Genomic DNA, 15693 nt, shown 5'->3' with positions numbered 1-15693 from the left:
TTCCCGTAAAAACCAAATGGCATTGGCCGCCGTCTGCCTGGCCGCGCTGATGTTCGGCCTGGAGATCTCCAGTGTGCCGGTCATTCTGCCCACCCTTGAGCACGTCCTGCACGGCGGCTTCGAGGACATGCAATGGATCATGAATGCCTACACCATCGCCTGCACCACGGTGCTGATGGCGGCCGGCACGCTGGCCGACCGCTTTGGCCGCAAGCGCATGTTCATCCTCGGCATTGCCTTGTTCGGCATCGCCTCCCTGATCTGCGGCCTGGCGCAAAGCGCCGCCGTGCTGATTGCCAGCCGGTTCCTCCAGGGCATGGCCGGCGGCGCGATGCTGATCTGCCTGGTGGCGATCCTGTCGCATCAGTTCCAGGAAGGCAAGGAGCGCAGCAAAGCCTTTGGCGCATGGGGCATCGTGTTCGGGATCGGCCTGGGTTTCGGGCCCATCGTGGGCGGCATGATCGTTGCCGTATCCAGCTGGCAATGGGTGTTCCTGGTGCACGTCCTGCTGGCCATCCTGACCTTGGCGCTGGTCATCGCGGGCGTGGAAGAGTCGCGCGATCCGCAGGCGGGCAAGCTCGATATGGCGGGCATCGTCACGCTGTCGCTGGCCGTTTTCGGCCTGGCCTACCTGATCACGCAGGGCCCGGAGGCCGGCGTCTCACGCGCCGCCGCGATCGGCATGACGGCCGCGACGGCGGCCAGCTTCGTGGCTTTCCTGCTCGCGGAAAAACTCAATCCGCATCCGATGTTCGATGTTTCTGTGTTCCGCAGCCGCAACTTCTCGGGCGCGCTGCTTGGCTCCATGGGCATGAACTTCAGCTTCTGGCCGTTCATGATTTACCTGCCGCTTTATTTCCACGGCGCGCTGGGCTACGGCAGCGTGGCCGCCGGGTTGTCCTTGCTGGCTTACACACTGCCCACGCTGTTGTTTCCGCCGCTGGGAGAGCGGCTTGCGCTGCGCTACGGCGCCGGCAGGGTCATTCCCCTGGGCTTGTTCACGATCGGGCTGGGCTTCATGCTGATGAAGCTCGGCAGCAGCCTGGCGCAGGCAAGCTGGCTGACCCTGCTCCCGGGCGCGCTGCTGGCCGGCATCGGCCTGGGCATCACCAACACGCCGGTGACCAACACCACCACCGGCTCGGTCCCCAGCAGCCGCGCGGGCATGGCGTCGGGCATCGACATGAGCGCGCGGATGATCTCGCTGGCGGTCAATATCGCGCTGATGGGATTCATCCTGGTCGCAGGGATCTCTGCGTATCTGAAGCGTGCCTTTCCGGGGGCATTCGATGCGTTGCAGCTGCGCGCGCTGGCGCAGCGCATTGCCGCCGGCAACCTGGATGCGCCCGGTGACGCCTTCGCGCAACTGCCCGCCCTGGACGCGTCCGGCGCCGCGCTGCATGGGGCGCTGGTCCATGGCTTTGGCTGGGTGATGCTGTATGGCGGAATTGGCGCCTGGGTGCTCGCCTTGCTCAGCCTGATGATGTTCGCTCCCGGCAAACGAGGGCGCCAGGCGGCGGCCGACCCCGCGGGCCGCTGCGCCTAGAAGTCCCCCTGCAAGTCCACCTGCAGCGACTACCTGACGCAGGGGATGCCCGGTACGCTCAGCCGCCTCCCCGGGTCGGCACGCCGGCAATGGCCCAGGCCGACGATTCACGCCGCGCCGGGCATGGAATCGCGCACGCCTTGCGCCCCGCGAACTCGCTGGCCATGCGGGCCAGGTCGATTTCCCAGCCGCGCGATTGGAGCGCCTTGAGCGTCTTGCGAAAGGCGATCTGCAAGCCGTCCGAGCGCACCGACACTTCCTCCTGCCAGTCGTCGGGCGTGTGCTGGGGGCAAACCCGGGACAGCACGGCATGGTCCTGCTCGAAGATGCGCAGGTTGCTGCGGCGGGTGCGCGCGTCAAGCAGCGCGCTCTTCATGAAGGTACGTCCCATCATCCACAGGGTGCGCGTGCGTTTGGCGTCGACCGGCAGGTGCGCCGAGACGATGCGGATCTCCCAGCCGGGACGGGGCTCGAGCCGCAACGTGGTGCACGGCCCGGAGAAGTGGTAGCCCGGCGTGGTGTAGACCGGCACCCGGCCATCCGCTGCCCCGCGCGCGAGCCACGCCGGCCAGGAACGGCGCCGCGGGCGGTACATGCGCATGCGCGCTTCGCCCTGCCACTCGCCTGCCTCTACCGTGAAGTCGTCGATCTCGGGATGCGCCGGGTCGCCGAAGGCCGTGCCATGCACGAATGGCGCGTGGGCAAAATCCAGGCCGTTCTCCATCACGCGGTCCCAGCTGGCATCCCAGTCGAAATGCCCGCGCACCAGCCGGAAACGGGGATCCTCGGCCCAGGACAGATCCGGCAGCGGTGGCCGCTGCGCCGGCGGCAGGTCGCCCAGGAAGGCCCAGACCCAGCCAAAGCGTTCCACCGTCGGGTAGGCGTCCACGCGCGCCCGGGCGGGCACCCGCAGCCCCGGCTGGGCCGGGATATGCGTGCAGATGCCGTTGCCGTCGTAGCGCCAGCCGTGGTACGGGCACGCCACCTCACCGCCCACCATGCGGCCATGGCTGAGCGAGCCGCCCCGGTGCGCGCAAACGTCGGACAGCACGCAGGCCAGGCCGGCGCTATCGCGAAACAGCACCAGCTTCTGGCCAAGCGCGGTCACCATGACAGGCTCGGCACGCACATCCGTTGAATGGCCCAGCACATACCAGAGATTCTTTAGCATCGGGACTGCCTTGAGGATGGTATTGACGCTGACGCCGAGGGGAGCCTCGCCGCCGGATCGCGGCGCGCCGCGCCATGGCGGTTCGACCGGATCGGGCGCCGCGGGTTTCGGCAGTGCCGCGACGCAGCATGGATTTGTTGCAGTGCGATAGAGACAAACTACCGGAATTCGGGATCGAAAGCCGCCGCTTAATAGGGCGATTCAATTGGCGGGCTTGCGCCTGCGTGCCTAGATTTAGGTTCCAGGCAACAAGACGGCAGCGGACGAGGTGACTCATGCGGCGTGATGCAAAGACCCGGTCGGAGTTGATGGCCATCCTGAACCAGTTCCTCAACAACAATCCGGAGTGCGGCGAGTGCGAACTGCATGCCATGCGCGTTCACCAGCCTGACCACACCGGCTGCAACTGGAGCGCGGAAGTCGATTTCCCGCGCGAGGAGGAGGACCATTTGCCAACCCGGCTGGCCGCGGCCAAGTCCATCATCGTCGTGATGCGCGAACAGTACAACATGCTGCAATAGCGGCAATAGCAGCGATAGCGGCAACGGGATCAGGGCAGGACAGGTTTTCCGGGCCGGCGGAACTGCTTCACAAGCCGGTCAAAAAAACGGGGCTCCAGAGGAGCCCCGTTCTCATTGGGCGGCGGCCGGCAAGCCGGCCGCGCCGCCGGATCAGCGCACCGCGTTGGCTTCGGCCACCGCTACCGCCGTCATGTTGACGATGCGGCGGGTGGTCGCTTGCGGATTGAGAATGTGCACCGGCTTGGCCGCGCCCAGCAGGATCGGGCCAATGGTGACGCCTTGCCCGCCCGTGATCTTGAGCAGGTTGAAGGCGATATTGGCCGCATCCAGCGTCGGCATGACCAGCAGGTTGGCGCTGCCGGCCAGCTTGGTGCCCGGCAGGAAGTGACGGCGCACGTCCTCGACCAGGGCGGCGTCGCCCTGCATCTCGCCTTCCACTTCCAGGTGCGGCGCCTCACGGACCAGGATCTCATGGGCCGCGCGCATCTTCTTGGCCGACGGGCGGTCCGACGAGCCGAACATCGAGTGCGACATCAGCGCCACCTTCGGATGCTGGCCAAAACGCGCGATTTCCTCGGCGGCCAGCTGCGTGATGGCAGCGAGTTCCTCGGCGGTGGGATCGTCGTTGACGAAGGTGTCGGTGATGAACAGCGTGTACTTCTCGAGCATCAGCGCGTTCATCGCGGCGAACACCTTGGCGCCCGGCGCCAGGCCGATCACGTCCCGCACATGCTCCAGGTGGGCTTCGAAGCGGCCCACGGTGCCGCACAGCATGGCGTCGGCGTCACCCATATGCATCAGCATGGTGCCGATCAGCGTATTGGAGCGGCGCAGCATCACCTTGGCCACGTCCGGCGTGACGCCGTCGCGGCCGCGCAGGGCGTGGTAGGCCTCGTGGTAGGCACGGTAGCGCGGGTCGTCTTCCGGGTTGATCAGCTCGAAGTCCGTGCCGGCCTTCAGGCGCAGGCCGGCCTTGTCGATGCGCATCTGGATCACGTGCGGGCGGCCGATCAGGATCGGACGGGCCAGGCCTTCGTCCACCACGGTCTGCACCGCGCGCAGCACGCGCTCTTCTTCGCCCTCGGCATAGACCACGCGCTTGGGCGCGGCCTTGGCTGCCGTGAACACCGGCTTCATGATCAGGCCGGTGTGGTAGACGTACTGGGTGAGCTGCTGGCGGTAGGCTTCCAGGTCCTTGATCGGACGGGTGGCCACGCCGGACTCCTCGGCGGCCTTGGCCACCGCCGGCGCGATCTTCTCGATCAGGCGCTGGTCGAACGGCGTCGGGATGATGTAGTCCGGACCGAACTTCAGTTCCTGGCCACCGTAGGCGGCGGCAACGGCGTCGTTCAGCTCGGCTTCGGCCAGGTCGGCGATGGCCTTGACGCAGGCCAGCTTCATGGCTTCCGTGATCTTGGTGGCGCCGCAATCCAGCGCGCCACGGAAGATGTACGGGAAGCACAGCACGTTGTTGACCTGGTTCGGGTAATCCGAGCGGCCGGTGGCGATGATGCAGTCCGGACGCGCGGCCTTGGCCACTTCCGGGCGGATTTCCGGCTCGGGGTTGGCCAGCGCCAGGATGATGGGCTTGTCGGCCATGGTCTTGACCATCTCCGCGGTCAGCACGCCGGCGGTCGAGCAGCCCAGGAACACGTCGGCGCCATTGACGATATCGGCCAGGGTACGGTTCGAGGTGTCTTGCGCGTAGCGCGCCTTGTTGGGCTCCATGTTGGCGTCGCGGCCCACATAGATCACGCCCTTGGAGTCCACCACCGAGATGTTCGAGCGGGTCACGCCCAGGCTCACCATGGTGTCCAGGCAGGCGATGGCCGCGGCGCCGGCGCCGGAGACCGCCAGCTTGACCTTGGCGATATCCTTGCCGACCACCTTCAGGCCGTTGAGCAGCGCCGCGCCCGAGATGATGGCGGTGCCGTGCTGGTCATCGTGGAAGACGGGGATGTTCATGCGCTCGCGCAGCTTCTTCTCGATGTAGAAGCACTCGGGCGCCTTGATGTCTTCGAGGTTCACGCCGCCGATCGTCGGCTCCAGCGCGGCCACGATCTCGACGATCTTGTCCGGGTCGTGCGCATCGAGCTCGATGTCGAACACGTCGATGCCGGCGAACTTCTTGAACAGGCAGCCCTTGCCCTCCATCACCGGCTTGCCGGCCAGAGGACCGATGTCGCCCATGCCGAGCACGGCGGTACCGTTGGTGATCACTGCCACCAGGTTGCCACGCGAGGTGTACTCGGCGGCCATCGCGGGATCCTTGGCGATCTCCTCGCAGGCGTAGGCCACGCCCGGGGAGTAGGCCAGGGACAAGTCGCGCTGGTTGGACAGCGCCTTGGTCGCGTTTACCTGGATCTTGCCCTTGGTCGGGCTGCGGTGGTATTCCAGCGCGGCCAGGCGCAATTGCGCTTCAGGACTGTTGGGGGCATGTTGCGGTGCATCACCGCCGGTCTTGCTGGTCATTATGCTCGTCCAGGAAGTGGCCCTGCCAGTGCCCGCCGAGGCTGCGCCGGTCGTATCCGGCGTGGCTTGCCGGAATCTTCCATTGCAGCATTCAAAGACGGGCTCCGGCGGCTCGGGCCGAAAAATCGAGCCGTCATTCTAGCTCACCCAAGCCCGGCGCGAAGCCCCTCCCACTGGGGCATCCAGGGATTTGAGGCTTTTCGCCGGGCAATTCAGTTTTTACCGCCGCACAGGCAATGCCTTGCTTGTTGCCTTGCTTGTTGCCTGCTTGTTGCCTGCCACCTGCTACTTGTCATTCGGGTCCAGTGGCAATGTCACCCGCCTTGGCCGGCCGCTCTCCGCCGGGAACTGCACGAAGGCGCTGCGGATCAGGTAAGGCATCGCCGCCTGCAGGGACGACCCCTCCGCGCGGTGGTTCGCCGTGACCTGGTAGACCCGGCGGCCGCTGGCGGCATCCTTGAAGAACACGCGCAGCGTGGACTGGGTGACCGGCACATCGCGCACCGTGGTCACCGGCGGCCAGTAGCCCGGGCCACCCCAGCCGTACGGGCCCCAGGGGCGGTAGTAAGGCCCCCAGTAAGGGCCGGGATAAAAGCCGGGGCCCCACGGGTCGACGTAGTTGGTCTCCTGGATCCGCATCAGCCGCGAGTTGCTGTCGTATTCCATGCTGACCAGGTAATGCGCCTGTGGCCGGGCCACCTGCTCGAAGCCGACTCCGGAGAGCGCCTGCGCCAGCCACTGCTCATAGGTCTGGTCCTCGAGCTGCGTCTCCTGGCCGCCAGTGCGATCGAAGGCATAGGTGCGCGGCGGATCGTTCTGCCAGTCGCCCTGGCGGAAGGCCGTCACCTCGGTGGTGACGGTGCTGGCGCAGCCCGACAGCAGCGCCACGCCGAGCAGCGCCGCGCCCGCCATCAGGCGGCTGCCACGCCAGCCTTCGCCGGCTTTCCGGCCCCAATCCTTGCCAAGCTTCACCAGCTTCCCGAGCGTTGCCAGCCATCGTTTCGGCATCATGCCCCTCATCGATTCGTTGTCCATTGTGTGACTCTGACCGTGCCGGGCCGGCGGAATTCCATCCCGATCGGCCACCAGCGCCGCGCGCCCGAGCCGGGGCGCCCGCGCTTGGCTACAATGGGTTCTTCAGTGCCATGGCATGCGGCCCGGCAGCGGCTCCCACCCTGCCCGCCTGCCGTGACCATGGCGACCACGCCGCCCCAAGTGGCCCTCAGAGGACAGGATTCCTTCATGCTGCGCACCGACACGCCCGTTACCGTCCATCGCAAAGACTATACTCCGCCGGCCTTCGCTTTTGAGCACGTGGACCTCACCCTCGAGCTCGACCCGGCGCGCACGGTGGTCACCAATATCCTGCGCTTCACGCGCCAGGCACCCGGCCCGCTGGTGCTGGCCGGCGAGGCACTGGAACTCGTCGGGGTCCGCCTCGACGGCAAGCCCCTGGAAGGCGCGCAGCAGACGCCCGACAGCCTGACGCTGCCCGAGCTGCCCGCGCAAGGCACGCTGGAAATCGTCACCGCCTGCCAGCCGGCCGCCAACACGTCGCTGTCCGGCCTCTACGTTTCCAACGGCAACTTCTTTACCCAGTGCGAAGCCGAGGGCTTCCGCAAGATTACCTATTACCTGGACCGCCCCGACGTGATGTCGACCTTCCGGGTCACGTTGCGCGCGCAGCGCGCGGCCTACCCGGTGCTGCTGTCCAACGGCAACCTGATCAGCGAGCGCGAGCTGCCCGACGGCCGCTTTGAGGCCATCTGGGAAGACCCGTTCAAGAAGCCCGCCTACCTGTTCGCACTGGTGGCCAGCAAGCTGGAATGCATCGAGGAGCGGATCCTGTCCGCTTCCGGCAAGGAGAAATTGCTGCAGGTCTGGGTGGAGCCGCAAGACCTGCCCAAGACCCGCCATGCCATGGATTCGCTGATCCACTCGATCCGCTGGGACGAGCAGCGCTTTGGCCTGGAGCTGGACCTCGACCGCTTCATGATCGTCGCCGTGGGCGACTTCAACATGGGCGCGATGGAGAACAAGGGCCTCAACATCTTCAACACCAAGTACGTGCTGGCCAACGCCGAGACCGCCACCGATGCCGATTTCGGCAATATCGAATCCGTGGTCGGGCATGAGTACTTCCACAACTGGACCGGCAACCGCGTGACCTGCCGCGACTGGTTCCAGCTCTCGCTCAAGGAAGGCCTGACGGTGTTCCGCGACCAGGAATTCTCGGCCGACATGATGGGCTCCGAATCCGGGCGCGCGGTCAAGCGCATCGAGGACGTGCGCATGCTGCGCCAGGTGCAGTTCCCCGAGGATGCCGGCCCCATGGCGCATCCGGTGCGCCCCGACAGCTACGAGGAAATCAACAACTTCTACACGGTGACGGTGTACGAGAAAGGCGCCGAGGTCGTGCGCATGTACCAGACCCTGCTAGGCCGCGACGGTTTCCGCAAGGGCATGGACCTGTACTTCCAGCGCCACGACGGCCAGGCCGTGACCTGCGACGACTTCCGCGCCGCCATGGCCGACGCCAATGGCCGCGACCTGACGCAGTTCGGCCGCTGGTACAGCCAGGCCGGCACGCCGGTGGTCGCCGTGCGCACCGCGTGGGATGCGGCCACCGGCACCCTGGCGCTGACGCTGTCGCAAACGTGTCCCAAAGTCGGCATCGAGACGCGCCCCGGCACGCCGGACAAGCTGCCCTTCCATATCCCCTTCGCACTGGGCCTGATCGACGCCAGCGGCGCCGACCTTGCGCTGCAGCTCGAGGGGGAAAGCCAGCCCGGCGCCACCACGCGCGTGCTGGATTTCACCGAGGCCGAGCAGACCTTCCGCTTCATCAACCTGCCGCGCGCAGCCGAGCCGCCGCTGGCGTCGCTGCTGCGCGACTTCTCCGCGCCGGTCATCATCGATGCCGAGTACAGCGAGGCGCAGCTGACCTTCCTGCTCGCGCACGACAGCGATCCGTTCAACCGCTGGGAGGCCGGCCAGCGCCTGACCACGCGCGCGCTGCTGCAACTGGTGGCCCAGAGCCAGGCCGGCCGCGAGCTCCAGCTCGACCCGGCGCTGGTGGCCGCGCTGCGCACCGTGCTCAACGACCAGCAGCTCAGCCCCGCCTTCCGCGAACAAGCCCTGACGCTGCCGGCCGAGGCCTACCTCGCCGAGCGCATGGGCGTGGCCGATCCGGCCGCCATCCATCGCGCCCGCCAGTTCATGCGCGAGGCGCTGGCGCGCGCGCTCAAGGCCGACTGGCTGGCCGCGTTCGAAGCCAACGCCACGCCGGGTGCCTACAGCCCCGATGCGGTGTCCGCCGGCAAGCGCGCGCTGCGCAACCTGGCGCTGGGCTACCTGGCCGACAGCGGCGACGCCGCCATGCAGGCGCTGGCCGAAGCGCAATACAATGCCGCCGACAACATGACGGACCGCTTCGCCGCGCTCAGCGCCATGGTCAACACCTTTGCCCCCGGCCGCGAGGCCGCGCTGGCCGATTTCTACCAGCGCTTCGAGCAAGACCCGCTGGTGATCGACAAATGGTTCTCGCTGCAAGGCACGCAGCGCGGCACCGTGGGGCCGCAAAGCGCCGGCCACAAAGGCAAGCACACCATCGACACGGTGCGCGCGCTGATGCAGCATCCCGCCTTCAACCTGCGCAACCCCAACCGCGCGCGCTCGCTGATCTTCAGCTTCTGCGCGGCCAACCCGGCCCAATTCCATGCCGAGGATGGCTCGGGCTACGCCTTCTGGGCCGAGCAGGTGCTGGCGCTGGACGCCATCAACCCGCAAGTGGCGTCCCGCCTGGCGCGGGTGATGGATCGCTGGCAGAAGTACGCCCTGCCGCTGCGCGACCGCATGCGCGCTGCGCTGGAACAGGTGGCGGCGGCCAGCGAGCTGTCCCGCGACGTGCGCGAGATCGTGAGCAAGGCGCTGGCGCCGTAAGGCAGCGCCGGGCTGGCCGGAGCGCGGCTGGCAGCACCCGTGCCCCGGCCGGCCCGAGCGTACCCCACAGGCCGGTGGCATTGGCCTGGCGGGCTGGCGCCCATGTAGAATTGCGGCCATTCAAGGAGAATCCCCATGAGTCGCATCAGCCTCACCCGCTACCTGGTCGAGGAGCAGCGCAAGCACAACACGATCGAGCCCGAACTGCGGCTCCTGATCGAAGTGGTGGCGCGCGCCTGCAAGGCCATTTCCAACTCCGTCAGCAAGGGCGCCCTCGCCGGCATCCTCGGCTCGGCAGGCACCGGCAACGTGCAAGGCGAGACCCAGCAAAAGCTGGACGTGATCGCCAACGAAGTCCTGCTCGACGCCAATGAGTGGGGCGGCCACCTCGCCGCCATGGCGTCCGAGGAAATGGACAGCTTCTACGAGATCCCGAACCGCTATCCCAAGGGCGAATACCTGCTGCTGTTCGATCCGCTCGACGGCTCGTCCAACATCGACGTGAACGTGTCGATCGGCACCATCTTCTCGGTGCTGCACATGCCCAAGCCGGGCCAGACCGTGACCGAGGCCGACTTCATGCAGGCCGGCAGCCGCCAGGTCGCCGCCGGCTACGCCGTGTACGGCCCGCAGACCACGCTGGTGCTGACGGTCGGCAACGGCGTGCACATGTTCACGCTGGACCGCGAAGCCGGCAGCTTTGTGCTGACGCAATCCGACGTGATGATCCCGGAAGACACCAAGGAATTCGCGATCAACATGTCCAACATGCGCCACTGGGCCCCGCCCGTGCGCCGCTATATCGACGAATGCCTGGCCGGCGACGAAGGCCCGCGCGGCAAGAACTTCAACATGCGCTGGATCGCCTCGATGGTGGCCGACGTACACCGCATCCTCACGCGCGGCGGCATCTTCATGTACCCGTGGGATAAGCGCGAGCCGGAAAAACCCGGCAAGCTGCGCCTGATGTACGAAGCCAATCCCATGGCGATGCTGGTCGAGCAAGCCGGCGGCGCGGCCACCAACGGCCATGAGCGCATTCTCGACATCCAGCCGGAAAAGCTGCACCAGCGCGTGTCGGTGATCCTTGGCTCGAAGAACGAAGTGGAACGCGCAACCCGCTACCACCAGGAAGAGAAAGCGGCCGGCTGATCGCGGGCGGCTTCATCGATCCGACGAAAAAGGGACGCCGCGGCGTCCCTTTTTCCATTGCGCCTATTACATCTATTGCGCCCGTGCGGCAACTTTGCGCGATGGCCAGGGCGTAGCGGACGCGCCCAGGACCGGCTTGCCAAGCAGGGGCGTCGACAACGCGTAGGCGCCGTTCTCGGTGAAGGCCCAGATGATATTGCGGTCGTACTCGGTGTAGATCGCGAACACGCCTTTGCCGAGCGTGTAGTTCGGCAACTCCGTCTCGTCCGCCAGCGCAGGCACGAAATAGCCGGCGATCGTCGCCTTTTCCGGATGGCTGACGTCAAAAATCTGCACGCCGGCATTGTAGAAAGAATAGGGAACGATGCCTTGACGCCATTGGCCGGGCTGGCCGATGGAGTTCGCGCGCTTCGGGCCGAAATTGCCGCCACGCTGGCAGAAGCTCGTGAATGACGCCCCCTGCGGCACCTCCGGCTGCGGCAGCTTTCCGGCCACCTTCAAGTGCGACGGATCGCGCGCGTCGATGACGAAAATATCCTTGTATGGCTCATAGCAATCGCGGTTCATCGGATAGCCGCCGGTCAGGACATAGCCCGTGCGCGCGTACTGGCTGACATCGGCGTTGTCGTACTCGGTACCGGCGAAGCTGGGCGGCGTATTGACGTTGCCGAGCACCTTGGGCTTTGCCGGGTCGGAAAGGTCGAACGAATAGAGACCGAGGCCACCCATCGCGCCGAAGCCGATCTTGCCACCGTCCTCCAATGGCTTGGGCAGGAAGATGGGAATGCGCGCGCCCATCCACGAGGTACGGTTGCCGGCCCGTTGATTCATCAGGTAAGCCTGCTCATGGGCTTCGTTGCCGAGGATCTGCCCCGGCACCGAGATCTGCGAAACAAAGGTCGGATTCGCGGGATCGGACATGTCCCAGACCTGATAACCGGGCGAGTAAAGATAATTGGGATACTCGGTCAGGCCATACGTGTCATCCGGCGCCGACGCCAGGATCATGTACTTGCCGCCATGGTATTCAGGCGAATCCAGCGACCCGGACCCCTGCTGTTGCCCGATCGGCGCATCGGGGTGCTTGTAGTCGGTGGTGCGGGTTGCCAGCAGCCGCCACTGGCTTGGCAGCGGACCATCCATGGCGAAGACCTTGAACCCCTTCAGCGAATTGTAGCGACGCTGCGCCGCGACCTGGTCCGGCTGCTGGGTCTTGTCCGTCATCAGGCCATAGCGCCCGATTTCAAACGACGCGACGAGCACCGGCTTGCCCAGTGTCTTGCTCCAGGCAATGGTCGCGCCGCCCAGGTAGTCGTCGACGTTGCGCGGATCGTATTTCTCGCTCGACCCTTTCGGTCCCCAGACACCGCCCTTGGAATAGACCACCTTGCCATGGGCGGGATCGGTGATGTCCATGATCCGCAGATAGTCCCGGTCATGAATGTAGAGGTAGCGGCGCCCCTCGAAGTCGGCAATGTTGTTCCAGGCATGGAAGGGTGAGCCAACGGCAGGATAGAAGGCCAGGACCTCCACGTTCTTGGCAAAGCTCTTCTTGTCCCAAGTGGTCATTTCACCGGGGAAGCGCTGGCCCTGGTGCACTTCGGGCGTGGCTTTCGGCCAGACGAACTGTCCGGTGGCCGGATCCATCCCGTAGTCGACACCGGGCTTGAGGGGCGCGGGCGAGCGATCGGGTGTCAGCCGCAGCCAGGCGGCGAGATAGGGATCCTGAACATTGGGCGTGCCCGGTGTTGCCGGCGTTCCCTGCGTTGCGGGGGCCCCAGGCGCCGCCGTGGCCGGCACGGTGTCCGCGTTTGCGCAGGCCATCATCAATATGGCCGCCGAAGCTGCACCTGTTGCCAGGACTGATCTGAACGTTCTGATTCGAAGCATGGCTTCCTCCTTTTGTCTCAACAATGTCGTCGCCCGCCGCGGTCTGCGCGCATCGCAGGGCGCACCCCGGCGGACAGCGGTACGGTCCTGGCCACCCTGTCCGGGCCGGGCGCTCAAAACGCGTGGCGAATGCCGATGGCCACGCCGGACGGGTTCTGCTGGCTGGTGGGCGAGGCGGAGAACGTGACCGGATAGCGGATCGGGCTGTCATGCTTGTGCTGCACGTGGGCGTACGTGGCGTAGATCTCGCTGCGCTTGGACAGGCTGTAGATGTAGCCCAGCACGAAGCCGTTGGCGTCCGACAGCTTGGTGTTGTTGTCGTCCTTGCGATGGACGAAGCTGGCGTAGAAACGGTTCGATGGATTGAGCCTGTAGCGCGCGCCGATCTGGATATCCCAGCCCTTGGACTGGAAGTCCGCATAGGGCGGATACGCGTAGTAGCCGTTGTAGGTGTGGTAAACCAGCGTTGGCTCGAAATCGCCGAACTTGTAGGCCAGCGAGGCGTAGTTGTCGCGCGCCGAAGGCACGCTGCCGGCGTTGTTGATATTGCGCGTATAGCGCAGGTCGCTGACGAAGCCCGCGTAGAGCTTGTCGTCGCGGTACTCGATGCCGGTACTGAGGTAGCGGCCGGCGCGCGTGGTGTCCTCCAGGCCGGTGGTCACCATGAAGCGTCCCATGAAGCCATAGAAGCGCGGCGTGTTGTACTGGATCGCATTGTCCACACGGTAGGCCGCGTAGAAGAACTGCATGTTGCTGACCATGCTGTAATCGGCCGAGAAGCTCGGGTCTGCATAGCCGGCGATCCAGTATGACGGCGTGTTCTGGCGACCCATGGTCAGTACGCCGAAATTGTTGCTGTGCAGCCCGACAAACGACTGGCGCGCCTGCGCCGCCGCCGTGCCGGTATCGGCCGAGAATTGCGGCTCGTAGGTGAAGATGGCCTTCAGGTCGCTGCTGAGCACTTCCTGCCCGCTGAAGTTGATCCGCGACGAACTCAGTTGGCCGCTGGACACGCGATACACCGAGCCCCCCTTGCCCGACTGCGCGAGGCGCTCCACGCTGATGTCGACGAAGCCTGAGAGCCGGACCCAGGACTCCTCGGCACAGACCTGCGCGCCCCCCATCGCCAGCGCGCAGGACACCATGGCCCGGGCATACGACACCTTGTCAGCTCTTCTCATTTCCTCTCCTCTTCCTCTTTTGTGGTTGGCCGTCGCGCTGCACTTGCCTATGGGCATGCGTGCATGGGCGCTGGCTGCACCGGCTGGCTCTTGCCGGTGCCCTGGTCATGCGCGACCCGCTTGTTTGGGGCCTTTCTTGCGCAGTGTTCAGCCGCAGTATGGAGAGGGCTGGCATGCGGCGAAAATGAAATATTCCGCCTCCGGGATGCCTTTAATTTATGGCCGGAAACTGCGGAACGAGCGCCTCCGCACCGCCCTCATGCGATGAGAAAACAGCCTCGTTTACGCTGAAAAAACGACGTTGCGCCGGCACGCTCCGGCGAGTGCGAATGACACTCGCCCGGGTCCGGCGCAAACGCTGATCTGCCGGCTTGCTCCCCTGCTTGCTTCGCCCTCTCCTTTCTCTTTCCGCGCTTTCTTTTCTCTTCTTACGTGCCACAGCCCTGCCCACAGCCATGCCGCCGTCATCGCGTCGATAGCGCTACGCGCGAACCATGCGCCTCACGGCACACTTTTATCTCTTTTGCACTCACTTTCCACTAAGTGTATACACATATTACAGTATGTTTACAAACGGATAGTATTTGTACTTCAACAATAAGGAGACACCATGACCACGCCCTGCCCTGGCCGGCGCGCCGCGCGCGCCATCTCTCGTTTCGCCGCCCTGCCCGCGCTGGCCGCCCTTGCCGGTGCGTTTCCCGAGCTCGCCCGGGCACAGAGCGACAGCGTGCAGATCTACGGCTTCATCAAGGAAAACGTGGAACAGGTGCGGCTCTCGGGCAACGGCCGTACCGCTTCGGTGTCGCGCCTGTCGAACGATCTGTCAGTGCTGGGTTTTCGCGGCCGCGAGTCGCTTGGCGGCGGGCTGGAGGCCTTCTTCCAGATCGAGACCAACCTGCGCATGGATGGCACCGGCACGTCGCAGATCGGTGACCGCAATACCGGCGTAGGCTTGCGCAGCCCCTGGGGCCAGATCCTGATGGGGCAGTGGGAAATGCCGCTGCGCTATGTCTCCGTGTACAAGGTGGACCCGTTTACCGCGGGCATCTTTGCCTCGAACTCCATCATGGGCAACGGTTTCACCACGGGCGCCAACGGTGCCGCGCCGGAATCGTTCGACCGTCGCCAGAAAAACCTGGTGCAATACAGCACGCCGCACTGGGGCGGCGTCTCTGGACGGCTGGCCCTGTCGATGCCCGAGGACCGCACCCCCACCACCAACCCGATCGCCTGGTCCGGCCTGCTGTCCTATGAGGATAAGAGCTGGTACGTGGCGTGGGGGCACGAGTATCACGGCGACTACTTCTACAACGGCTCGCGCGACCATGCGGACCGGCTCGGCGTGGTGTACGCCTTTGGCGGCACCAAGCTGCGCGGCGCCTACGAACGGCTCTCCTACGAACCGGCGCCGGGCCAATCGGTGCGGCGCGATGCGTGGCAGGTCGCGGCAACGCATGCCATCGGCGCGCATGAGTTCCGCGCGTCGTACACCTCGGGCGGCAACGCCCACGGCAGCAGCACGGCGGCGGTAGGCGGCATCGGCCTGCCGGGCACGGATTCCGGCGCCTGGCAGGTTTCGCTGGGCTACGGGTACACGCTGTCGAAGCGGACCGAACTGTGGGCGGCATGGACGCGCCTGGTGAACCACGCGACGGCGCGCTACAACCTCTCCGGCAATTCCGTGCCCGGCCTGAAACCGGGCGACTCCGCCACCGGCGTGGGGCTGGGGATCACGCATAAGTTCTGAAGCAAGGCCGCGCGCGGCCGTCTTGCATAAAGAAAGGGCGCACGATGCGGTGCGCCCTTTCTGCTGCC

At 65.8% G+C, this 15693-nt stretch carries 10 protein-coding genes; 5 read left to right on the top strand and 5 right to left on the bottom strand.

The genetic code is table 11. The annotated features are described in order from the left end of the window. The first annotated feature begins 16 nt into the window (after window positions 1–16). Window positions 17–1546, top strand: a complete 1530-nt coding sequence (locus F7R26_RS05405; RefSeq protein WP_338404697.1) for an MFS transporter — start codon at window positions 17–19, stop codon at window positions 1544–1546. A 58-nt stretch (window positions 1547–1604) separates the two neighbouring features. On the opposite strand, the gene F7R26_RS05400 is transcribed toward F7R26_RS05405, so the two are convergent. Next, entirely contained in the window at window positions 1605–2717 is a 1113-nt protein-coding gene (locus F7R26_RS05400; protein WP_150986229.1) for an aromatic ring-hydroxylating dioxygenase subunit alpha, read from the bottom strand. 275 nt (window positions 2718–2992) lie between these two features. Between F7R26_RS05400 and F7R26_RS05395 the strand changes: the two genes are divergently transcribed. Continuing rightward, window positions 2993–3238 (top strand): hypothetical protein, encoded by a 246-nt coding sequence (locus F7R26_RS05395; protein WP_043344643.1) that lies wholly within the window; start codon window positions 2993–2995, stop codon window positions 3236–3238. A gap of 150 nt (window positions 3239–3388) precedes the next feature. Here F7R26_RS05395 and F7R26_RS05390 read toward each other — a convergent pair whose 3' ends face one another. Continuing rightward, the gene (locus tag F7R26_RS05390; RefSeq protein WP_150986230.1) at window positions 3389–5710 is read right to left on the bottom strand and encodes an NADP-dependent malic enzyme; all 2322 of its coding nucleotides are present in this window, start codon (window positions 5708–5710) and stop codon (window positions 3389–3391) included. Between the two features lie 285 nt (window positions 5711–5995). Next, window positions 5996–6622, bottom strand: a complete 627-nt coding sequence (locus F7R26_RS05385) for a DUF4136 domain-containing protein (protein WP_150986330.1) — start codon at window positions 6620–6622, stop codon at window positions 5996–5998. A 330-nt stretch (window positions 6623–6952) separates the two neighbouring features. On the opposite strand from F7R26_RS05385, the gene pepN reads away from it, so the two are divergent. Both pepN and F7R26_RS05375 read left to right on the top strand, forming a co-directional pair. Continuing rightward, on the top strand, window positions 6953–9652 hold the full coding sequence (pepN, locus tag F7R26_RS05380) for an aminopeptidase N (protein WP_150986231.1): 2700 nt from the start codon (window positions 6953–6955) through the stop codon (window positions 9650–9652). 135 nt (window positions 9653–9787) lie between these two features. Then, window positions 9788–10804 (top strand): class 1 fructose-bisphosphatase, encoded by a 1017-nt coding sequence (locus tag F7R26_RS05375; RefSeq protein WP_150986232.1) that lies wholly within the window; start codon window positions 9788–9790, stop codon window positions 10802–10804. 72 nt (window positions 10805–10876) lie between these two features. Here the strand turns inward: F7R26_RS05375 and F7R26_RS05370 are convergent, their stop codons facing one another. Together F7R26_RS05370 and F7R26_RS05365 are read right to left on the bottom strand one after the other, a co-directional pair. Next, window positions 10877–12718: an LVIVD repeat-containing protein gene (locus tag F7R26_RS05370; protein WP_241754431.1), complete on the bottom strand. Its 1842-nt coding sequence runs from the start codon at window positions 12716–12718 to the stop codon at window positions 10877–10879. A gap of 89 nt (window positions 12719–12807) precedes the next feature. Continuing rightward, complete coding sequence (locus tag F7R26_RS05365; RefSeq protein WP_241754430.1) at window positions 12808–13875, bottom strand: porin; 1068 nt, start codon at window positions 13873–13875, stop codon at window positions 12808–12810. A gap of 610 nt (window positions 13876–14485) precedes the next feature. Here F7R26_RS05365 and F7R26_RS05360 point away from each other — a divergent pair. Next, on the top strand, window positions 14486–15625 hold the full coding sequence (locus F7R26_RS05360; protein WP_150986233.1) for a porin: 1140 nt from the start codon (window positions 14486–14488) through the stop codon (window positions 15623–15625). The last annotated feature ends 68 nt before the right edge of the window (window positions 15626–15693 follow it).

This window comes from Cupriavidus basilensis, assembly GCF_008801925.2.
GTDB classification, from domain to species: domain Bacteria; phylum Pseudomonadota; class Gammaproteobacteria; order Burkholderiales; family Burkholderiaceae; genus Cupriavidus; species Cupriavidus basilensis.
Note: the sequence above shows the minus strand (reverse complement) of the source record. Positions and strands in the feature narration are given on the sequence as shown.